The organism is Streptomyces formicae, assembly GCF_002556545.1.
GTDB lineage: Bacteria > Actinomycetota > Actinomycetes > Streptomycetales > Streptomycetaceae > Streptomyces > Streptomyces formicae_A.
The window spans coordinates 415,685-435,449 of sequence record NZ_CP022685.1; the positions used below are offsets into that span (position 1 = coordinate 415,685).

Consider the following 19,765-nt stretch of genomic DNA (forward strand, 5'->3'; position numbering starts at 1 on the left):
CGGTTCGCTCAGCCGAGGAGCCTCGCGACGGCCTCCGCCGTGTCGATCTCGCCGAGCCTCGGGAAGATCTTCTCCACGCTGTTGCGGTGGGCGTCGGCGTCCATGTCGGTCACGGCGTCGACGGCCACGGTGACGTGATAGCCGTGCTCGTGCGCGGCGCGCGCCGTCGACTCCACGCCGATGCTCGTCGCGATGCCCGCGAGCACCACCTGACGGACGCCCCTGCGGCGCAGCTGGAGGTCGAGGTCGGTGCCGTAGAAGGCGCCCCACTGCTGCTTGGTGACGACGATGTCGCTGTCCACGCGGCCGAGTTCGGGCACGAGGTCCGCCCAGTCGGCGGGCGGCCGACCACCGCGCGCGGGAGCCTCGGTACGCCCGGGAGCGCCACCGGTCACCCGCACCAGGACCACGGGCAGACCGCGCTCGCGGAAGGCGTCGGCGAGCCGCGCGGCCCGCTCGACGATCTCGTCGGCCGGGTGGACGGTGGGCAGCCCGGTGATGCCCTTCTGGAGGTCGACGAGGACGAGGGCGGTGGTGGGGTCGAGGACGGTGGCGGTCATGAGTGGTGCCTTTCCGGTGCGGGGTGTTGCTCTGGTGCGGGATGGTGCTGTGGTGCGGGCCGCAGCGCGCGGTCGGTGACGGTGAGGACGACGAGGACCAGGGCGAGGGCGCCGCCGACCACGGCCATCAGGTGCAGTCCGCCGTCGTCGGCCTGTCTGCCGTAGGCGAGGCCGATGAGCCCGGAGGCCGTGATGGCGCCGATGTACTGGGCGGTGCGCTGGAGCCCCGCGGCCGATCCGATCGCGTCGGCGGGCGCGAACTGCTGCACGGCGGCCTGGTTGCCGGTGCCCATGAGCCCCTGCGGAATGCCGAAGCAGGCGCCCGCGAGCAGCAGGACGGCGAGCGGGGTGGCTCCCGTCGTCACCAGGAGCAGCGCGCTGCCCACGGCGAGGAGCACGGCCGCGACGGTGAGCGGCGCGCGGATGCCCTTCGTGTGGGCGCCGAGCAGTGAACAGGCCAGCGCCGCAAGGGACATGGGGAGCATGACGAGCCCGGTGTGCAGCGATCCGTAGCCGCGGGCCTCCTCGAGCCACTGGGTGAAGCCGTACATGACGCAGTAGACGACCAGGTAGCTCAGTCCGTGGCGCAGGTAGGTGCGGGCGAGCGCGTGGTTGCTGCCCAGCATCCGCAGGTCGATGAAGGGACGCGGGTGGCGCAGTTGCCACCAGGTGAGGACGGCGCCGAGCAGGACGACGGGGGCGAGCAGCCACCACAGGGGGTGGCGCAGGTCGAGCAGGAAGACGACGAGGCAGGTCAGCACGCCGGTGAAGAGCAGCGTGCCCAGCGGGTCGAGGCCGCCCGCGGCGCCGTCGCCCGTGCGCTCACCGCGCGGCGCGTCCTTGGGTATCCAGCGCAGCGTCGCGCCGTACGCGAGGAGGGCGACGGGAACGTTCACGGCGAAGATGCCGCGCCACCCCGCGGTCGCGACGAGGAGCCCGCCGAGCGTGGGTCCGACGGCGGCGCTGCCGAGCGCGGCGAAGGAGAGCCTGCCGAGGACGGTGCGCGGGGTCGGTGTGCCGAGTCTGCGTGACTCGTCGCGCAGGACGGCCATGGCGGCCGGGTAGGCCGCGGAGGTGCCGACGCCGAGCAGCAGCCGGGAGACGAGCAGCCAGCCGAAGCCCGGGGCGAGGGCGCCGACGAGACCGGAGGCGACGACGACCACGAGCCCGCCGAGGAAGACCCGGCGCGGCCCGATGCCGTCGGCCAGTTTGCCGAGCACGGGCTGCGCGACGGCGCTCGCGAGGTAGAGCACGGAGACGAGCCAGGCGGTGTCGGCGGCGCCGACGCCGAAGTCGTGTCCGATCGCCACCAGGCCGGTGGAGATCATCGTGGTGTTGAGCGGGTTGAGCAGGGAGCCGAGGAGGAGGGGCGCGGTGAGCCGGGCCCCGAAGGCCGGACGATCGCCCGCGGCGGGACGGGGCGTCGCGCGCGACGCCGTCCTCACTTGCGCACCAACCGCTCCAACAGCACAACGGCGTCGGCCAGTTGGCGGCGTTCCGCCGGGTCGAGCTCGTCGGCGAGCGCCGCGGCGAGCCAGTCGCGCTTGGCGGCTCGCATCTCGGTGAGGGTGCGGCGCCCCTGTTCGGTCACGGAGACGACGGACTGGCGCCTGTCGTCGGGGTCGGGGGCGCGCGCGACGAGCCCCAGCTCCTCCAGCGCGCTCACGGTCATCCGCATCGACTGGGGCCGTACGAGCTCCGCGCGGGCCAGGCCCGCGGTGGTGTCGGGGCCCGCCCCGTCGAGGCGGGCGAGCACGGAACGTTGCGAAGGGCTCAGGCCGGTGTCCGGCGACACTCCGCGAAAGCGTCGTACGAGTCGCCGCACGGCGCCCGACAGATCGGCGGCGAGCTGTTCGGGGCCGGGGTCGCCAAGGGGTGCGCTCATGCTCCGCACCATAGACAATAGACAGGTAAACTTGCAAGCTTCACTGCACAGCTAACCTGCCAATCTCCCTCACCCACGAAAAACCGCCCCTGCCGCGAAAGCGACAGGGGCGGACTCCGTAAGGGGCGCGGGGAACTGCGCGACCGGCCACGACGCCCCCGCAGACGCAAACCGCCCCGGCCGAGCGCTAGCGAATCGGCATGCCCGACAGCGTGCGCGCGATCACCAGACGCTGGATCTCGCTCGTGCCCTCGAAGATCGTGTAGATCGCGGCGTCCCGGTGCATGCGCTCCACGGGGTACTCACGGGTGAAGCCGTTGCCGCCGAGGATCTGCACGGCCTGCGCCGTGACCTTCTTGGCGACCTCGCTCGCGTACAGCTTGGACATGGAGCCCTCGGCCGACTCGAACTTCTTGCCGGTGCTCGCCATCCACGAGGCGCGCCACACCAGCAGACGGGCCGCGTCGATCTGCGTGCGCATGTCGGCGAGCTGGAAGGCGATGCCCTGGTTGTCGATGATCGGGCGGCCGAACTGCGTACGCGTCTTGGCGTACTCCAGGGCCTCCTCGTACGCCGCGCGGGCGGTGCCCACGGCCATCGCGCCGACCGCGGGGCGGGACGCCTCGAACGTGGCCATGGCCGCGTTCTTCACGCGCTCGCCGCCCGACTTCGCGCGCTCCCTGGCGCGGGCGAGACGCTCGTCCAGCTTGGCCTTGCCGCCGAGGAGGCAGTGGCCGGGGACGCGGGCGCCCTCCAGGACGACCTCGGCGGTGTGCGAGGCGCGGATGCCGTGCTTCTTGAACTTCTGCCCCTGCGAGAGACCGGGGGTGTTGGGCGGCACGATGAAGGAGGCGTGCCCCTTCGAGCCGAGCTCCGGGTCGACGACCGCGACGACGACGTGGACGTTGGCTATGCCGCCGTTGGTCGCCCAGGTCTTGGTGCCGTCGAGCACCCACTCGTCCTTGGCCTCGTCGTAGACGGCGCGGGTGCGCATCGCCGCCACGTCGGAGCCCGCGTCGGGCTCGGAGGAGCAGAAGGCGGCGACCTTCACGTCGTTCACGTCGCCGTACATCTGCGGGATCCAGGTGCCGATCTGCTCCTCGGTGCCGTTCGCGAGGACGCCCACGGCCGCCAGGCCGGTGCCCATGATGGACAGGCCGATGCCCGCGTCCCCCCAGAAGATCTCCTCGGTCGCCATCGGGATGCCGAGCCCCGAGGGGTCGAAGAACTGCTGGGCATAGAAGTCCAGGGAGTAGATCCCGAGCTTCGCCGCCTCCTGGATGATGGGCCAGGGGGTCTCTTCGCGCTCGTCCCACTCGGCGGCCGCGGGGCGGATCACATTGGCCGCGAAACCGTGGAGCCAGTCCCGGACCTCCTTCTGTTCGTCGTTCAGCTCCATGGTGAACTCGGCCATGACCCCTCCAGGACCAGCGATCAACTGCGGCGTTACTTGCGGTAACCGAAGTCTGTTACTGGCCAGTAGTCCATGTCAACTCCCGGCAGCCCGTTCGATGCGCACAGCGCACCGGGTGTTACGTTGCGCGTGCGTCACCGAATCAGCACGGGCGGGGAGAAGCCATGGAGACCACGCAGCGGACCGATCAGCAGCGGTCCGCCGAGCACCGGCGACGGGAACTGCTCGAGGCCGCGGACCGGGTGGTGCTCCGCGACGGACCCGGCGCCTCGATGAACGCCATCGCCGCGGAGGCGGGCATCACCAAGCCGATCCTCTACCGCCACTTCGGCGACAAGGGCGGACTCTACGCGGCGCTCGCCAAGCGGCACACGGACGCGCTCCTGGAGGCACTGCGCGCCGCGCTCGACGCACCCGCCGAGCGCAGGGAGCGGGTCGAGGCGACGCTCGACACCTACCTCGCGGCGATCGAGGCCCGCCCGCAGGTCTACCGCTTCCTGATGCATCCGTCGGAGGCCCCCTCCCCCGGCGAGCAGGGCTTCGACGTCGGCCTGCACTCCGCTCCGCTGCTCCGCCGCCTCGGCGAGGAGCTCGCGGAGGTCATCGAGGAGCGCGTCGACCTCGGACCGCAGAGCGCCCAACTCGCCCGTGTGTGGGGCCACGGGATCGTCGGCATGATGCACGCGGCGGGCGACTGGTGGCTCGGTGAACGGCCTTGCTCGCGCGCCGAGTTGGTGAGCAGCCTGGCGGACCTGCTGTGGGGCAGGCTCGCCGCCGCGGGCAATCGCGTGGGCGGGCCCGGGTTCTGAGCGGGCCCGTACTCCGAACCGACCCGCCCCCGCGTCACACCCCGGTCCTCAGTTCTTGTTCCAGGAGGCCCTGGCGGCGGCCCGCAGCACCCTGCGCCGCCGCCAGCCGGTGACGCGGTCGGTGTAGACACCGCCCTCCACGTGGTCGCACTCGTGCTGGAGACAGCGCGCGAACCAGCCCGACCCGTGCACCGTCACGGGCTCCCCGCGCACGTCCACGCCCTCGACCACGGCGTGGTCGAAGCGCGGCGTCCCCGCTTCGAGTCCCGGCAGCGAAAGACAGCCCTCGGGGCCGCGCACCGTCACGCCGTCCGCCTCGACCAGACGCGGATTGACCACATGGCCCAGGTGTCTGACATCCTCGTCGTCCGGGCAGTCGTAGACGAACACCCGGCGGGCGACGCCGATCTGGTTGGCGGCCAGGCCCACGCCCTGGGCGGCGTACATCGTGGCGAACATGTCCTCGACGAGCCGCGCCAGTTCGGGTCCGAAGTCGGTGACCTCCTCACAGGGCGTGTGCAGCACGGGGTCACCGAGCAGGGTCAGGGGTCTTACGCGCCCGGAGGCGCCCGGGATCGAGCCGTGTCGCATGGCGGCAAGAGTACGGTCCAGGGGATGGAGCGGTGCCGAGGTGGTGCCGCGGTTCGGGCTTGTCAGTGGATCTCGATAGGCTGAGGTCGAAACGATGCCGGGGGCAGGCGCGGCGCCGTACGCAAGGAGGATCTCGACAGATGTCAGGCAACACGGACCCGCTGTCGCCGCGGGCCAAGCTGGCCGTGACGGCGGGCAAGGCGGCCGCGGCGGTGTCGCGCGCGGCGGGCCGCGGCAGCGGATCGGTGATCGGCGGCAAGGTCGCGCTCAGGCTCGACCCCGAACTGCTCGGTCGGCTCGCCACTCACCTGGACGTTGTCCTCGTGTCGGCCACCAACGGCAAGACGACCACCACGCGTCTGATCGCCGAGGCGCTGCGGGCCAGCGGCCCGGTCGTCTCGAACGCGCTCGGTGCGAACATGCCCGCCGGAATCACCTCGGCGCTCGCCGGCGGCTCCGACGCCAAGTACGGCGTGATCGAGGTCGACGAGAAGTACCTCGCGGGCGTCGCCCGTGACGTCGACCCGAAGGCGATCGCGCTGCTCAACCTCTCCCGCGACCAGCTGGACCGCGCCGCGGAGACCCGCATGCTCGCCGAGAAGTGGCGCGAGGGCCTGTCCGGTTCCAAGGCCGTGGTCATCGCCAACGCCGACGACCCGCTGGTCGTCTGGGCGGCCTCCTCCTCGCCGAACGTGGTGTGGGTGGCCGCCGGTCAGGAGTGGAAGGACGACGCCTGGTCGTGCCCGTCCTGCGGTGGCGTCATGCAGCGCCCCGGGGACGACTGGTTCTGCGGCGAGTGCGGCTTCCGCCGCCCCGCGCCCAGCTGGGTGCTCTCCGGCGACCACGTCCTGGACCCGCACGGCTCGGCCTGGCCGATCCACCTGCAGCTGCCGGGCCGGGCGAACAAGGCCAACGCGACCTCGTCGGCCGCCGTCGCCGCCGTCTTCGGGGTGCCGCCGCAGGTCGCCCTCGAGCGCATGTACCAGGTGCAGGCCGTCGCGGGACGCTATGACGTCGTGCAGTTCCAGGGCCGTGACCTGCGACTGCTGCTCGCGAAGAACCCCGCGGGCTGGCTCGAGACGTTCTCGCTGATCGACCCGCCGCCGACCCCGGTGATCCTCTCCGTCAACGCCCGCGGCGCGGACGGCACGGACACCTCCTGGCTGTGGGACGTGGACTACACCCGCCTCGCGGGCCACCCGATCTTCGTCCTCGGCGACCGCAAGCTGGACCTCGCGGTGCGCCTGGAGGTCGCGAACCTGGACTTCCGGGTCTGCGAGTCCCTCGACGAGGCCGTGCAGCTCGCCCCGCCGGGACGCATCGAGACCATCGCGAACTACACCGCGTTCCAGGACCTGCGCCGCCGCGTCGGCAACTGACCCCGGGTAAGGACAATGAGCATGAGCGACAACAGCCTGCGTCTGGTCTGGGTCTACCCCGACCTCCTGAGCACGTACGGGGACCAGGGCAATGCCCTGGTCGTGGAGCGCCGCGCCCGCCAGCGCGGCCTCCAGGTCGAGCGCTACGACGTACGCAGCGACCAGCCGGTGCCCACCTCCGGCGACATCTACCTGATCGGCGGCGGCGAGGACCGGCCGCAGCGCCTGGCGGCCGAGCGCCTTCGCCGCGACGGCGGCCTGCAGCGGGCCGTGGGCAACGGCGCGATCGTCTTCTCGGTCTGCGCCGGCTACCAGATCATCGGCAACGAGTTCATCAACGACCTCGGCCAGCGCGAGCCGGGCCTCGGCCTGCTCGACGTGGTCTCCACGCGCGGCGAGGGCGAGCGGTGCGTCGGTGACGTCCTCGGGGACATCGACCCGCAGCTCGGCCTGCCGCAGCTGACCGGCTTCGAGAACCACCAGGGCGTCACCCACGTCGGCCCGAACGCCCGCCCCCTGGCCCAGGTCAGGCTCGGCCGGGGCAACGGCACGGGCGACGGCACCGAAGGCGCCTACAACGGCACGGTCTTCGGTACGTACATGCACGGCCCCGTCCTCGCCCGCAACCCGCTCATCGCGGACCTGCTCCTGAAGCTGGCCCTCGATGTGAACGCGCTGCCGCCGACGGACGACCGGTGGTACGAGGCGCTGCGCAACGAGCGCATCAACGCCGCGCAGCAGCAGCCCGCCTGAGCTTCACAGGAGCCCGCTTGACGCCCCGCCCGCACATGTGAGCGGGGGCGTCCAGCAGGCGGACGCCCGGTACGGACCAACCCCCTCCCGCCTATAGGGTGGCGGGGATTCCAGCCGGACGACGTGGTCCGGACCTCGGCCCACGTTGCAAAGGTATTCCGGGCTATGCGCATTGGTGTCCTGACCTCCGGAGGCGACTGCCCCGGACTGAACGCCGTCATCCGCTCCGTCGTGCACCGCGCGGTGGTGGACCACGGCGACGAGGTCATCGGCTTCCACGACGGCTGGAAGGGCCTCCTGGAGTGCGACTACCGCAAGCTCGACCTCGACGCGGTGGGCGGCATCCTCGCCCGCGGCGGCACGATCCTCGGCTCGTCGCGCGTCCAGCCCGCGCATCTGCGGGACGGCGTCGAGCGCGCCAAGGGGCACCTCGCCGACCTCGGCCTCGACGCGATCATCCCGATCGGCGGCGAGGGCACGCTGAAGGCCGCGCGGCTCCTCTCCGACGGGGGCCTGCCCATCGTCGGCGTCCCCAAGACCATCGACAACGACATCGCGGTCACCGACGTCACCTTCGGCTTCGACACGGCCGTCGGCGTCGCGACCGAGGCACTCGACCGCCTCAAGACCACCGCCGAGTCGCACCAGCGCGTGCTCATCGTCGAGGTCATGGGGCGTCACACGGGCTGGATCGCCCTGCACTCCGGGATGGCGGCGGGCGCGCACGCGATCGTCGTGCCCGAGCGCCCCTTCGACATCGAGGAGCTGGCGGCCAAGGTCGGCGAGCGCTTCTCCGCGGGCAAGAAGTTCGCGATCGTGGTGGCCGCCGAGGGCGCCAAGCCCCGCGCGGGCTCCATGGAGTTCGACGAGGGCGGCAAGGACGTCTACGGCCACGAGCGGTTCGCCGGGATCGCCCGCCAGCTCTCCCTCGAACTGGAGCAGCGCCTCGGCAAGGAGGCGCGTCCGGTGATCCTCGGCCACGTCCAGCGCGGCGGCACCCCCACCGCGTACGACCGCGTCCTCGCGACCCGGTTCGGCTGGCACGCGGTGGAGGCCGTGCACCGCGGCGAGTTCGGCAAGATGACGGCGCTGCGCGGCACGGACATCACGATGGTGCCGCTCGCCGAGGCCGTCGAGACGCTGAAGACCGTGCCGGACGAGCGGTACGCCGAAGCGGAGTGCGTGCTGTAAGTCCCTCCGCACATCGGTGAGGTCATCACCTGTTGAACTATCTGCCCCCGGTCGCGTCAGCGGCCGGGGGCAGTTCTACTCTGGTGCCGAACACGTCGCACAATCCGCACGAATCAGGAGCCACTGGATGGATCACAGCGGGCACGGCATGAACATGGATCTGCCGCCGTTCACGCTGGGGCGAGGTCTCGAACCGTCGGCCGACCCCTTCTTCCTCATCGGCTGCCTGCTGGCCCTCGCCCTGTACGGGTGGGGCGTGCTGCGGCTCGTGCGGCGCGGTGACAAGTGGCCGGTGGGTCGCACGGTCTCCTTCGTGATCGGCGTGCTCACCATCCTCCTGGTGATGTGCACCAAGCTGAACGACTACGGCATGGTCATGTTCAGCGTGCACATGGTGCAGCACATGATCATCAGCATGCTGTCGCCGATCCTGCTGCTGCTCGGGGCGCCGATCACCCTCGCGCTGCGCGCGCTGCCGGTGGCGGCCCGCGGTCACAAGGGCCCCCGCGAGTGGCTGCTCTGGCTCCTCCAGAGCCGGTACGTCAAGATCATCACGCATCCCGCGTTCACGATCCCGCTGTTCATCGCAAGCCTGTACGCGCTCTACTTCACGCCGCTCTTCGACACCCTGATGGGCTCCAAAGCGGGCCACATCGGGATGATGGTGCACTTCCTCGCCGTCGGTCTCGTCTTCTTCTGGCCCATCATGGGCGTCGACCCGGGACCGCACCGGCCGGGCCACATCTTCCGGATGCTGGAGCTGTTCGCGGGCATGCCGTTCCACGCGTTCTTCGGAATCGCGCTGATGATGGCCACCCAGCCGATGATCGGCACCTACATGCACCCGCCCGCCTCGCTGGGCATCGATCCGCTCTCCGACCAGGAGGCGGCGGGCGGCATCGCCTGGGCCTTCAGCGAGATCCCGTCCGTGGTGGTCCTCGTCGCCCTGCTCTTCCAGTGGCGCAAGTCCGAGGACCGCGAGGCCCGGCGCAAGGACCGTGCCGCGGACCGCAACGGCGACAAGGAGCTCGAGGAGTACAACGCCTATCTGGCCTCACTGGCCGCACGCGGACGCTAGCGGCAACCGGGCTTCGCGGGAGACGATGGCCCTCGGACCGCAGCCGCCGCGCCCCGGCGCACGAGGCTGCCGGGAGGAGGCTCAGCGATGCCCGATTCCACGAAGACGATGGGCGCGTTCACCATCGGCGGCCTGGTCATGGTGACGGCCTACACGGTGACGCTCGGAAGCAACGGATGGCTCTGGTTCGGCTGGGTCGTCCTCGGCCTGATCACCCTCGCCATGGTGCTCTCCCGCAGCACCACCTGAGGCGCGCACCGGCCGGGTACCGCGCCGGTCAGAAGCGGAAGACGTATCCGGTGTCGGCATCCATGGTGCAGGCGTTCGGGTACGTCTTGTGCCAGCCGATCACCCGGCCCCGGTAGGTGCCCTTCGCGCTCACGGTCACCGGGTCGAACTCCTTGGTGCACGCGTGCGGGTCGTCGGCCAGCGCGTCGAAGTCCCCCGCGGCCTCCTCGATGGCCGCACAGGCCTGCGCCGCCTGCGGGTGGTGACCCTCGGGCTCGGGCGTACAGCGCAGCAGCACACCGCGGATCCAGGTGTTGTCGGCGCCCGAGACGGTCAGGAAGAGACCGCCGCGCGGGGCGGGGACCCCCTCTGCGGCGTGGGCGGGGACAGCCGCGCCGAGCGCGATCAGGGCGGTGGCCGCGACGGTGAACGGGCGCATGCGAAACCTCCGGGGACGGTGACGTTCTGTGGCGTCCGGGACGCCGGGAAGAGGCCAGCGCACCCTCCGCCGGAGCGGGCGGTCCAGCTGCCGCGCCGGTCGGTCCCCCGCCCGGCCGCGCGCAAGGGCCCGAACGGGCTCTCGCGTCCGCGCCGCCGATTGGCTACTCTGCGTCGGCACCGGGTCCAGGGGGAAGGCAGCCGCCATGTTCTATCTACTGCTCAAGTACGTGGTCCTCGGCCCTCTCCTCCGGCTGATGTTCCGGCCGAGGATCGAGGGCCTCGAGCACGTTCCGGAGTCCGGCGCGGCGATCGTCGCGGGCAATCACCTGTCCTTCTCCGACCACTTCCTGATGCCCGCCATCATCAAGCGCCGCATCACCTTCCTCGCGAAGGCCGAGTACTTCACAGGGCCCGGCATCAAGGGCCGTCTGACCGCCGCGTTCTTCCACAGCATCGGGCAGATCCCGGTGGACCGCTCCGGCAAGGAGGCGGGCCAGGCCGCGATCCGCGAGGGGCTCGGCGTGCTGCGCAAGGGCGAGCTGCTCGGCATCTATCCCGAGGGCACCCGCTCGCACGACGGCCGCCTGTACAAGGGCAAGGTCGGCGTCGCCGCGATGGCGCTCAAGGCCCGGGTGCCGGTGATCCCCTGCGCGATGATCGGCACGTTCGAGGCACAGCCACCCGGCCAGAAGGTGCCCAGCTTCCGCAAGGTGACGATTCGTTTCGGCGAGCCGCTCGACTTCTCGCGCTACGACGGCATGGACAACGAGAAGGCGGTCCTGCGGGCCGTCACCGACGAGATCATGTACGCGATCCTCGGGCTCTCCGGTCAGGAGTACGTCGACAAGTACGCGGCCGTCGTGAAGGCGGAGGAGGCCGAGCGCACGGCGGCGGGCGCCAAGGAGCCCCGCAAGTTCCCGCGGATGCCGCTGAGCTGACCGCTGCGGCTGCCTCTGCCTCTGCCTCTGCCTCTGCCTCTGCCTCTGCCTCTGCCTCTGCCTCTGCCGAGAGCAGATCACCCTTCACCTGACCGGACCCGCTGCCCTACGGTCCGGTCATGAAGAACGCGGTGGTGATCGGGGCGACGGGACAGACCGGGCGCGCGACGGTACGGGCACTCGTCGAGGACGGCTGGAGCGTGACGGCGGCGTCGCGGAGCGGCGGGCGCGACGAGCGGTGGCCGGGGGACGTGCGCGAGGCCGTGCTCGACCGGGAGGACGACGCGCAGCTCGCCGGGGTGCTCGGCGACGGCGTGGACCTCGTGGTCGACATGGTGGCGTTCACGGCGGCGCACGCCCGGCAGTACGCCGCGTTCGCCGATCGGATCGGGTCCGCCGTGGTGCTCTCCAGCGGTGCCGTCTACGCGGACGCCCAGGGCCGGAGCTTCGACACCCAGGGCGAACCGGACGGCTTTCCCCGCTACCCGGTGCCGATCCCGGAGAGCCAGCCCACCGTGGCGCCGGGCGATGCCACGTACGGCACCCGGAAGATAGCGCTGGAACGGGGGCTGCTCGCGCTGGGCGACCGGCTGCCGGTGACGCTGCTGCGGGCCGGGGCGATCCACGGGCCGTACTGCCGCGGGCCCCGCGAGCTGTACTTCGTGCAGCGCAACCTCGACGGCAGGCGTACCCGGGTGCTCGCCCACGGCGGCCGCAGCCGCTTCCACCCCGTGGGGGTGCGCACGCTGGCCGAGCTCGTGAGGCTCGCCGCGGCCAGGCCCGGGTCCCGGGTGCTCAACGCGGGCGACCCGGAGGCGCCGACCGTGGCCGAGATCGGGGCCTCGGTGGACGCGGTGATGGGGGTCGAGACCGAGACGGTGCTGGTGGAGGGCGAGCCGCCGGAACCCGGTGTCGGCCTCACGATGTGGTCCTCCGCGCATCCCGTGGTGTACGACATGGCGGCCGCGGAGCGGGAGTTGGGGTACAGGCCCGTCACGACGTACGCCGCATCCCTGGAGGAGACGGTCCGTTGGCTCGTCGACCACCTCCGCGAGCGCGACTGGCGCGAGGCGTTCCCCAAATTGGCCGCGAACTATGATCTCTTCAACTACCGGGCGGAAGATGCCTGGTTGGCGCGGCGGGAGAAGTAAGTGAGCGAGCAGCACGCCCAGTACACGAAGCTCGTGGGCCTCCTCGACGAGCGGGGCGCCACGTACCGCGTCATCGAGCACGAGGCCGAGGGCGCCACGGAGGCGGTGAGCGCGCTGCGCGGCAACACGCTGGAGCAGGCCGCCAAGTGCATCGTGGTGATGGTGAAGATCGGCAAGAAGACGAAGCGGTACGTCCTGGCCGTGGTGCCCGGCGATCGGCGCGTGGACCTGAACGCGCTCAAGGCGCTGCTCGGCGGTACGTACGCGGGCTTCGCGACGCAGGAGTTGGCGGAGCGGCTCTCGGGCAGCGTGAGCGGCACCATCCTGCCGTTCTCCTTCGACCCCGAGCTCGAACTCGTCGTGGATCCCGCACTGTTGGAGCACGAGGAGATCTTCTTCAACGCCGCGCGGCTCGACCGTTCGCTGGCGCTGCGGACGGCGGACTACCGGGAGATCGCCGGGCCTCGGACCGAGGCGATCTCCCAGTAGGAACCCGTCGGACAGGAACCCGTCAGACGCGGGACGTCACGGCTTGGGCGTGGCGTGCGGTGCGCACGTCACGTCCTTCGCGTCCGTCTTCCCCGCGAGCAGGTAGCTGTCCACCCGGTCGTTGATGCACGGGTTGGTCAGGCCGGTGACACCGTGCGAGCCCGCGTCCTTCTCGGTGATCAGGCGGGAGCCCTTGAAGCGCTTGTGCAGCTCGACGGCGCCCTGGTACGGGGTGGCCGCGTCACGCTGGGACTGCACGATGAGGACGGCGGGCAGGCCCTTGCCCGTCTTCACGTCCAGCGGGGTGTGCTGCTTGGTCGGCCAGGTGGCGCACGGCAGGTTCATCCACGCGTTGGACCAGGTCAGGAACGGGTAGTCCTTGTGCAGGCGGGTGTTGTCCCGGTCCCACTTGCGCCAGCTGGTCGGCCACTTGGCGTCGGCGCACTCCACCGCGGTGTAGACGGCGTTGCCGTTCTCCGAGGAGATGTTGCCCGCGGTGTCGGACATATCGGGGCCCGCCTCGTCGACGAGCGCCTTGGTGTCCCCGGCGAGGTACTTGCTCCAGGTCTCGGCGACCGGCACCCACGACGAGTCGTAGTAGGGCGCACCCTGGAAGAAGGCGGTCAGCTCGGCGGGGCCGACGACACCGCCGATCGGGTTCGCCTTGGCGGTGGCGCGCAGCTTCTCCCACTGCTGCTGCACCTTGGCCTGGGTGTCACCGATGTGGAAGGTGGCGTCGTTCTTGGCGACCCACGCGGTCCAGTCCTTCCAGCGGCCCTCGAAGGCGACGTCCTGGTCCAGGTTGGCCTGGTACCAGATCTTCTCGCGGGAGGGGTCGACCACGCTGTCCACGACCATGCGGCGGACGTGGGCGGGGAAGAGCGTGCCGTAGACGGCGCCCAGGTACGTCCCGTAGGACACGCCCAGGTAGTTGAGCTTCTTCTCGCCGAGCGCGGCGCGGACCACGTCGAGGTCGCGCGCGGTGTTCGGCGTGGTCATGTGCGGCAGCATCCAGCCGCTGCGCTCGGCGCAGCCGTCCGCGTACTCGGCGGCGAGCTTGCGCTGGGCGCGCTTGTCGGCCTCGGAGTCGGGCACCGGGTCGGCCTTGGGCGCCTTCACGTACTCCTGCGGGTCGACGCAGGAGATCGGCGTGGAGTGGCCGACGCCGCGCGGGTCGAACCCGACGAAGTCGTACGCCTTGGCGGTCTTGGCCCAGACCGGGTTCTTCTTGGTCACGCGCGTCGGGAAGCGCATGCCGGAGCCGCCGGGGCCGCCCGGGTTGTAGACGAGCGCGCCCTGACGCTCCTTGTCCGTACCGGTGTTGCCGATGCGGTCGACGGCTATCTTGATCTTCTTGCCGTTGGGCTTCGCGTAGTCGAGCGGCACGGTGACCCAACCGCACTGGATCGGCTTGTCCAGGCCCCAGTCGGCGGGGCAGTCGCGCCAGTCGATGCCCGCCTTCGCGGCACGCTGCGCGGCGAGCGCGACACCGCGCGCCTCGCGGTCCTTCCCGGAGCGGGCACCCGCGTCGGCGTTCGCCGAGGGCGCGGCCATGGCGCCCGCGATCAGCGTGGCCGTGACCAGGGTGCCCGCGGTGCCGAGCACCGCCGTCCGTCTGTTTCCTGGGGTCCGTCGCAAGTGGGGCCTCCCGCACATCGATTCGAGCAGATTCGATCAGTACGAGGGATCCTCGCGTTGCGAGGATCCCAGCGACAGATGTGGCGGAGGTTCTTTACCAATCCGATAAACGGTGAACCTTGAACCGCTCAACGGGCGAGCGGGGGCGGAGGGGTCGACGCAGGTCACGCCCCTGCCAGGAGGGCCGCGCGCGCCCTCGGACGCCCGGAGTCACGACGGCGGCGGCGCGCCGCCCGGATGACCATGGCTCAATAGCGCCCTTGACCATGATGAAACGTCACAGCGAGTCTGTTCGAGAACCGGAGTCCCAGAAATGCACTCCCGTTTCATGTTCCACTCACACATGTCGCACATGGAGGTTCCATGGACATCCAGATGAGCACCGAAGTCGACAGCGACCTCGGCGAACTTGAGGTACTCGAGATGGACGAACTGCAAGTCAGCGGTTCGTCCACGGCCTACAACTACATCGCCAAGAATGCAGACCGCTCCTCGGAGATGCCGGCGGGCTGATCGGCCCGCCTGAATCGCTGCATGGGGAGCTCACAAGATCTTCTGGATTCTTCGGCCGCGAGGTCGGAGCAACGCCCGCTTGTGGGCTCCTTCGATTCTCCCGCCGCTCTCTCTCCGCGATCGCCTCGCGCACCCGGTCGGCCGCACCGTCCGGATCAGGACGGATGGCATGGACCTCTTGTTGCTCTTTCCGCCCCCGACGGAGGCAACTCTTTTTCCCTATCTGAGTCTGCCCTATCTCGCCGGTCACGTCCGCAGGTCCGGCTACAGCGCTCACCAGGTCGATCTCGGTATCGAATTGGTCCACCGTCTCCTGGACGGCCCGGCACTCGCACAGAAAGCCCGGACGCTGGACGAGGCGCGGGATCTGCCCACCTGGTACCGAGCGGTGGTGGCCGATGCCTCCCTCCAGCATCTCGGCGAGATGCGTGACTTCGTCCTGACGAAGGACCCGGCGCCCCGACTCGGACCTGTGCGCGCGGTGCGACTGGCTCGACAGGCCGCCCAACTCCTGCTGCGCGACTCGGCGTTGTCGCAGGTGTGGGACGACTTCGACTCACTGGACCGGGCAGTGCTCCAGCTGTCGGAAGCGCCGGTCGATTCCCTCGACTTCGCGACCCGGAAGCTGCACGCGTTACTCACCGAGGCACTGGACGATTCCACGCCGCGGGCGGTCGGCATCTCCGTCGCCTTCTTCAGCCAATTGGCCCCGGCGCTGCTGCTCGCCCGGTGGATCCGGCTCCGCCACCCGGACACACCGATCTGTATCGGCGGACAGCAGATCATGCTGCGCCACGACGAATTGGCCGCGTTGACCTCAGTACGCACAGCGGTGGACGCTCTCTGCGTCACGGCGGGCGAGGAGCCGCTTGAGCGCTGGCTGGCGCATCTCACCGCGAACGCGCCTCGCTCCGAAGTGCCGGGAATGAGATGGCTGAATCCCGGGGGCGCGACAGGCCCCGGCCGACCGCCCACTCTGCGTTTCAAGGACGTAGGAGCGCCTGACTATGCCGGGCTGAAGGTGCACTCCTATCTCAATGACACCGTCGTTCTCTCCATGGTGTCCTGTGTGGGGTGTTACTGGGGACGCTGCGTCTTCTGTTCCTACGGCAACCGGTCTCTCGAACGCGGTGCCTACCAACAGGCTTCTCCGAGGCAACTCGCCGACGCGGTATACCAGATCGTGGAGAGCACCGGAATCGATTTCGTCACCGTCGTCGATGAGAACACCAATCTGCGACTGCTCGCCCGTGCCATGCGTCTGGTGCGCGAGCGCGGTCTTCAGGTCCGTTTCAATACGCGCAACCGCCTGGAGCCGATCCTGCTCGATCCGGCCTTCTGTCAGGAGCTCGCCGAACTGGGCTGCGAGGGAATGGCCGTCGGCTACGAGGGCGTCACACAGCGGCTCCTCGACACGCTGGACAAAGGCGTGCAGGCCGGGGACTTCCAGGCCATCCTCGACAATCTCGCGGCGGCGGACATACGGGTCAATCTTTCGATCATGGGTGGCCTCTTGGACGAGACCGAGGAGGAGTCCGAGGACTCGCTCCGCTTCCTCGAACGCAACCGCGACAAGTTCGCCGTCGACGCCTTCGAGCTCATGGTGGCCGAGCCCGGGACCCGGCTGGTGGCCGATCCGCACGCCTTCGGCGTGGTCCTCGACGGGTCCGACGCGTTCGCCGACAACCGCGAACTCAACTACCTGGGCGGCAGGGTGGGCAGACGGCACACCGTCATCGGCGGACCCGAGCGCCCCGACATGCTCCGGCGGCTCAAGCAGGGCATGCGCCGGATCTCGGCTGCCGCGGCCGGGCCCGCCGAAGCCGCCGCACACTCCCCTGCCGAGCACCTTGCGCTGCGCCCGCATCCATGGATCCGATGCGCTCCGGCACGGCTCGCCCCGCGCGGCCCGGGAGGCGATTCCTCCCTGTTGGCCGATCCGGTACGGGAACAGGTCTACTCCTTGCCGAAGAGCCATGTGACCCGGAGCGACGCCCCTGGCAGTCCCCTGATCGCGACCAGTGCGCACGGCCGGTCCCTCCTCGGCAAACTCGCCGCCGCGGATGCCGGTGTCCTCTGCGACGCACCGCTACCGGCAACCAGTCCGACACGCTGAAGGAGTCACACGGTGCACATCACCTTGGTCAACATGCCCTGGGCCTCGATTGACTTCCCTTCCCTGGCCCTGGGAATCCTCAAGCGTCGCGTCGCGGACGAGTTCCCTGACAGCCGCGTCGACGTCGTGAACGCCAATCTCGACTACCTCGACTGGATCACCGAGCGGGCGGGCCTCACGCGTGAGGAGTACAACTTCTGCTGGGACTCCTACTTCACCGGCTACAGCGAGTGGATCTTCTCCTCCGCGCTGTACGACGATCCGCACTGGCGCAATGCGGAATTCGCGGACCTGGTGGCGGGCGCAGTGCCGGGAGACATGCTCAACAAGGGCCGGGAGCTGCACGCACTCGCTCCCGAGTACATCGCGTCCCTGGTCCGTCGCATTCTCGCGGACCGGCCCGACGTCGTCGGCTTCTCGACGACCTTCGCGCAGAACAGCGCCGTTCTCGCCGCGGCCAGGCTCATCAAGAAGACGGCACCAGAAGTGCACGTGGTGCTGGGCGGCGGCAATTGCGACGGCCCACAGGGCGCCGCGCTCCACCGCGGCTTCCCGTTCGTCGACTACGTCAATCGCGGCGAGGGCGAGGTGTCGTTCACGCGGCTCCTGGCCTGTCTGCGCGACGAGTCGGACCCCGCGGACATTCCCGGGCTCTGCTGGCGCGATGCCGAAGGCACCTCGCACGCCAACGCCATGAGAGCGGCTCCGTTGCCCGCGTCGGCGCTGGTCACACCGGACTACACGGACTACTTCGAGCAGCACGCGGCCTCCCGCGCCAGGGCCATGGCCGAGCCCCACATCGTCCTGGAGAGTTCACGCGGCTGCTGGTGGGGCCAGAAGCACCACTGCACCTTCTGCGGGCTCAACGGCTCGTTCATGGAATTCCGCAGCAAGAGCCCCGACCGGTTCGTCGACGAACTGCTCGCGATGACCGAACGCCATCAGGTGCTCAACGTGGCCGTGGCCGACAACATCCTCGACATGACGTATCTGCGGTCGGTGGTCCCGCGGCTCGCGGAGGCCGAATGCGACCTGCGCATCAGCTACGAGATCAAGTCCAACATGCGCCGCGAACAGCTCGCCTCGCTCGTCGCCGCCGGAATCCACTACGTGCAGCCCGGCATCGAGAGCCTCAGCGGCCGTGTCCTCAAGTTGATGGACAAGGGGGTGACCGGCTGCCAGAACGTCCGCATGCTGCGGGACGCGGAGTCGGTGAGCCTCGGTGTCGTGTGGAACTACCTCTTCGGCTTTCCCGCCGAGACCGAGGACGACTACGACTCGGTGATCGACCAGTTCCCGGCCGTCCACCACCTCGCTCCGCCCAACGGAGTGACCCGCATAGCCATCGAGCGCTTCAGCCCCTATTTCAACCGTCCAGAGCTCGGATTCGGCGATTTGGAGCCCGCCGCTCACTACGCGGTGATCTACGACCTTCCGGAATCCGAACTGCGCGACATGGCCTATGTCTTCGACGCGGCGCACCAAGGCATCTCCACCACGCACGCGGAGCGGTTGGAGAAGGCCGTCGAGACCTGGCGCCACGAGTTCCCCCGGGGCCGGCTGACCCAGTGCGACCTGACCGACTCCATCGTCCTCACCAATACCCGGCCCGGCTTCGCCTGGCGGACGCTGAGCATCGACGAACCCTGGGAGATGGCCGCCTTCCGGCTCCTTGAACAGCCGTGCACCGGCGACGTCCTGGCGAAGAAGCTCCGGGAGGCCGATCACGACATCGCGGCGGAGGACCTGTCGGACCTGCTCGCCCGCTGGCGCACTCTGGGACTGCTCTTCGAAGACGGTGGCCAGACCGTGCACGTCGTACCGTACGCAGCCAACCAGGACCTCATGCGCTGGGTGACCCGCGACAGCAGTCCCGCGCTGGTGCCCGCGCTGCTCCACGAGCCGGTGGGCCGCACGCCGGAAGCGGGCACGGCGACGGCGCTCCGGTGCTGGCGGGAACGCGACGAGGAGACACGCGCGCGGGACGGCATCTACCTGGGCGAAGGGGAGTACGGGGACACCGCCGTACGGACCGTGTCGGACCTGGTCGCACGCGGCGCCCGGCACGTCGCCCTCCCCGAGCCCGTGATTCTCGGTCACGACGAGCACGGCGATCCCGGGAGTGACCGGGAGGCGGTCCGCGGACTCACCCACGTGCGGGAGTCGACGGGACACGGCCTCTCCGTCGACTGGGAGCTGGACCTCGGCACCGAGGTCGGACGATGGCGGCTGTTCAGCCACCTCTATCCCCCGCGTTCGGTGGCCGGTCCGGACGGCGATGCCGTCCTCGACCAGTGGCGCGCCACGTTCCACATGAACAAGTGTGGCTACCGGCGCGGCACGGGCTTCGTCGAAGTCACCGATCTGCGCCACGGAACACAGCGGCGCGTCCTCATGCGCAAAGTGCACAAGGGGAAGCTGGCGTCGCTCCTCGACGGTGCCCCTGTGTCGGACTTCCGGCCACAGGAGATCGAGGCGTTCCTGAAGTCAGGTCTCGTTCATCAGGTCGGCTCGCTCCTGTGGTGGCTGCCCTCCCGCATCTCCCGCTGGCCGGTCGTGAGTTGACGGACCGGCCGAGAGCAGACGGAAGG

The 19,765-nt window shown here is 70.0% G+C and carries 19 protein-coding genes; 12 read left to right on the plus strand and 7 right to left on the minus strand.

Annotated features, from left to right (window positions below; translation table 11 throughout):
• Window positions 1-8: 8 nt before the first annotated feature.
• The 4 genes from KY5_RS01710 to KY5_RS01725 form a co-directional block, all read right to left on the minus strand.
• Window positions 9-560: an isochorismatase family protein gene (locus KY5_RS01710; RefSeq protein WP_098240484.1), complete on the minus strand. Its 552-nt coding sequence runs from the start codon at window positions 558-560 to the stop codon at window positions 9-11.
• Window positions 557-2,005 carry an MFS transporter gene (locus KY5_RS01715; protein WP_234362577.1) on the minus strand — a complete coding sequence of 483 codons (1,449 nt, stop codon included), beginning with the start codon at window positions 2,003-2,005 and terminating at the stop codon, window positions 557-559. Before KY5_RS01715 ends, KY5_RS01710 begins: the two co-directional genes overlap by 4 nt.
• Window positions 2,002-2,445 carry a MarR family winged helix-turn-helix transcriptional regulator gene (locus KY5_RS01720; protein WP_098247009.1) on the minus strand — a complete coding sequence of 148 codons (444 nt, stop codon included), beginning with the start codon at window positions 2,443-2,445 and terminating at the stop codon, window positions 2,002-2,004. The genes KY5_RS01715 and KY5_RS01720 overlap by 4 nt, the downstream gene beginning before the upstream one ends.
• Window positions 2,446-2,632: 187 nt before the next feature.
• Window positions 2,633-3,859: an acyl-CoA dehydrogenase family protein gene (locus tag KY5_RS01725; protein ID WP_098240485.1), complete on the minus strand. Its 1,227-nt coding sequence runs from the start codon at window positions 3,857-3,859 to the stop codon at window positions 2,633-2,635.
• 164 nt (window positions 3,860-4,023) lie between these two features.
• On the opposite strand from KY5_RS01725, the gene KY5_RS01730 reads away from it, so the two are divergent.
• Complete coding sequence (locus KY5_RS01730; RefSeq protein ID WP_098240486.1) at window positions 4,024-4,668, plus strand: TetR family transcriptional regulator; 645 nt, start codon at window positions 4,024-4,026, stop codon at window positions 4,666-4,668.
• Window positions 4,669-4,716: 48 nt separating this feature from the next.
• On the opposite strand, the gene def is transcribed toward KY5_RS01730, so the two are convergent.
• Window positions 4,717-5,259 (minus strand): peptide deformylase, encoded by a 543-nt coding sequence (gene def, locus KY5_RS01735; protein WP_098240487.1) that lies wholly within the window; start codon window positions 5,257-5,259, stop codon window positions 4,717-4,719.
• Between the two features lie 140 nt (window positions 5,260-5,399).
• On the opposite strand from def, the gene KY5_RS01740 reads away from it, so the two are divergent.
• The 5 genes from KY5_RS01740 to KY5_RS41300 all read left to right on the plus strand — a co-directional run bounded on the left by KY5_RS01740 (window position 5,400) and on the right by KY5_RS41300 (window position 9,909).
• Window positions 5,400-6,638, plus strand: a complete 1,239-nt coding sequence (locus KY5_RS01740) for a MurT ligase domain-containing protein (RefSeq protein ID WP_098240488.1) — start codon at window positions 5,400-5,402, stop codon at window positions 6,636-6,638.
• A gap of 21 nt (window positions 6,639-6,659) precedes the next feature.
• Window positions 6,660-7,391 carry a type 1 glutamine amidotransferase gene (locus tag KY5_RS01745; RefSeq protein WP_098240489.1) on the plus strand — a complete coding sequence of 244 codons (732 nt, stop codon included), beginning with the start codon at window positions 6,660-6,662 and terminating at the stop codon, window positions 7,389-7,391.
• 165 nt (window positions 7,392-7,556) lie between these two features.
• Window positions 7,557-8,582, plus strand: a complete 1,026-nt coding sequence (locus tag KY5_RS01750) for a 6-phosphofructokinase (protein ID WP_098240490.1) — start codon at window positions 7,557-7,559, stop codon at window positions 8,580-8,582.
• 127 nt (window positions 8,583-8,709) lie between these two features.
• Window positions 8,710-9,660, plus strand: a complete 951-nt coding sequence (locus tag KY5_RS01755; RefSeq protein ID WP_098240491.1) for a cytochrome c oxidase assembly protein — start codon at window positions 8,710-8,712, stop codon at window positions 9,658-9,660.
• An 87-nt stretch (window positions 9,661-9,747) separates the two neighbouring features.
• On the plus strand, window positions 9,748-9,909 hold the full coding sequence (locus KY5_RS41300) for a hypothetical protein (RefSeq protein WP_107098911.1): 162 nt from the start codon (window positions 9,748-9,750) through the stop codon (window positions 9,907-9,909).
• 28 nt (window positions 9,910-9,937) lie between these two features.
• On the opposite strand, the gene KY5_RS01760 is transcribed toward KY5_RS41300, so the two are convergent.
• Window positions 9,938-10,327, minus strand: a complete 390-nt coding sequence (locus KY5_RS01760; protein WP_098240492.1) for an SSI family serine proteinase inhibitor — start codon at window positions 10,325-10,327, stop codon at window positions 9,938-9,940.
• A gap of 205 nt (window positions 10,328-10,532) precedes the next feature.
• Here KY5_RS01760 and KY5_RS01765 point away from each other — a divergent pair, with 205 nt between their 5' ends.
• The 3 genes from KY5_RS01765 (at window position 10,533) to KY5_RS01775 (ending at window position 12,907) form a co-directional block, all read left to right on the plus strand.
• Window positions 10,533-11,267, plus strand: a complete 735-nt coding sequence (locus KY5_RS01765) for a lysophospholipid acyltransferase family protein (protein WP_098240493.1) — start codon at window positions 10,533-10,535, stop codon at window positions 11,265-11,267.
• Window positions 11,268-11,386: 119 nt separating this feature from the next.
• Window positions 11,387-12,418 (plus strand): NAD-dependent epimerase/dehydratase family protein, encoded by a 1,032-nt coding sequence (locus KY5_RS01770; RefSeq protein WP_199842892.1) that lies wholly within the window; start codon window positions 11,387-11,389, stop codon window positions 12,416-12,418.
• The gene (locus tag KY5_RS01775; RefSeq protein WP_098240494.1) at window positions 12,419-12,907 is read left to right on the plus strand and encodes a YbaK/EbsC family protein; all 489 of its coding nucleotides are present in this window, start codon (window positions 12,419-12,421) and stop codon (window positions 12,905-12,907) included. It begins immediately after the preceding gene.
• Window positions 12,908-12,943: 36 nt separating this feature from the next.
• Here KY5_RS01775 and KY5_RS01780 read toward each other — a convergent pair whose 3' ends face one another.
• Window positions 12,944-14,563: an alpha/beta hydrolase gene (locus KY5_RS01780; protein ID WP_098240495.1), complete on the minus strand. Its 1,620-nt coding sequence runs from the start codon at window positions 14,561-14,563 to the stop codon at window positions 12,944-12,946.
• Window positions 14,564-14,908: 345 nt separating this feature from the next.
• Here KY5_RS01780 and KY5_RS41675 point away from each other — a divergent pair, with 345 nt between their 5' ends.
• The 3 genes from KY5_RS41675 (at window position 14,909) to KY5_RS01790 (ending at window position 19,739) form a co-directional block, all read left to right on the plus strand.
• Entirely contained in the window at window positions 14,909-15,058 is a 150-nt protein-coding gene (locus KY5_RS41675; RefSeq protein WP_159072462.1) for a hypothetical protein, read from the plus strand.
• A gap of 169 nt (window positions 15,059-15,227) precedes the next feature.
• Window positions 15,228-17,174 carry a B12-binding domain-containing radical SAM protein gene (locus tag KY5_RS01785; protein WP_159072463.1) on the plus strand — a complete coding sequence of 649 codons (1,947 nt, stop codon included), beginning with the start codon at window positions 15,228-15,230 and terminating at the stop codon, window positions 17,172-17,174.
• Between the two features lie 12 nt (window positions 17,175-17,186).
• Complete coding sequence (locus KY5_RS01790) at window positions 17,187-19,739, plus strand: RiPP maturation radical SAM C-methyltransferase (protein WP_098240497.1); 2,553 nt, start codon at window positions 17,187-17,189, stop codon at window positions 19,737-19,739.
• Window positions 19,740-19,765: the final 26 nt, after the last annotated feature.

Excerpts from the sequence above, each read along its gene's own strand:
- KY5_RS01710 (WP_098240484.1), bottom strand. The coding sequence starts at position 560 with ATGACCGCCACCGTCCTCGACCCCACCACCGCCCTCGTCCTCGTCGAC.
- KY5_RS01720 (WP_098247009.1), bottom strand. The coding sequence starts at position 2,445 with ATGAGCGCACCCCTTGGCGACCCCGGCCCCGAACAGCTCGCCGCCGAT.
- KY5_RS01725 (WP_098240485.1), bottom strand. The coding sequence starts at position 3,859 with ATGGCCGAGTTCACCATGGAGCTGAACGACGAACAGAAGGAGGTCCGG.
- KY5_RS01730 (WP_098240486.1), top strand. The coding sequence starts at position 4,024 with ATGGAGACCACGCAGCGGACCGATCAGCAGCGGTCCGCCGAGCACCGG.
- def (WP_098240487.1), bottom strand. The coding sequence starts at position 5,259 with ATGCGACACGGCTCGATCCCGGGCGCCTCCGGGCGCGTAAGACCCCTG.
- KY5_RS01740 (WP_098240488.1), top strand. The coding sequence starts at position 5,400 with ATGTCAGGCAACACGGACCCGCTGTCGCCGCGGGCCAAGCTGGCCGTG.
- KY5_RS01745 (WP_098240489.1), top strand. The coding sequence starts at position 6,660 with ATGAGCGACAACAGCCTGCGTCTGGTCTGGGTCTACCCCGACCTCCTG.
- KY5_RS01750 (WP_098240490.1), top strand. The coding sequence starts at position 7,557 with ATGCGCATTGGTGTCCTGACCTCCGGAGGCGACTGCCCCGGACTGAAC.
- KY5_RS01755 (WP_098240491.1), top strand. The coding sequence starts at position 8,710 with ATGGATCACAGCGGGCACGGCATGAACATGGATCTGCCGCCGTTCACG.
- KY5_RS41300 (WP_107098911.1), top strand. The coding sequence starts at position 9,748 with ATGCCCGATTCCACGAAGACGATGGGCGCGTTCACCATCGGCGGCCTG.
- KY5_RS01760 (WP_098240492.1), bottom strand. The coding sequence starts at position 10,327 with ATGCGCCCGTTCACCGTCGCGGCCACCGCCCTGATCGCGCTCGGCGCG.
- KY5_RS01765 (WP_098240493.1), top strand. The coding sequence starts at position 10,533 with ATGTTCTATCTACTGCTCAAGTACGTGGTCCTCGGCCCTCTCCTCCGG.
- KY5_RS01770 (WP_199842892.1), top strand. The coding sequence starts at position 11,387 with ATGAAGAACGCGGTGGTGATCGGGGCGACGGGACAGACCGGGCGCGCG.
- KY5_RS01780 (WP_098240495.1), bottom strand. The coding sequence starts at position 14,563 with ATGTGCGGGAGGCCCCACTTGCGACGGACCCCAGGAAACAGACGGACG.
- KY5_RS41675 (WP_159072462.1), top strand. The coding sequence starts at position 14,909 with ATGGACATCCAGATGAGCACCGAAGTCGACAGCGACCTCGGCGAACTT.
- KY5_RS01785 (WP_159072463.1), top strand. The coding sequence starts at position 15,228 with ATGGACCTCTTGTTGCTCTTTCCGCCCCCGACGGAGGCAACTCTTTTT.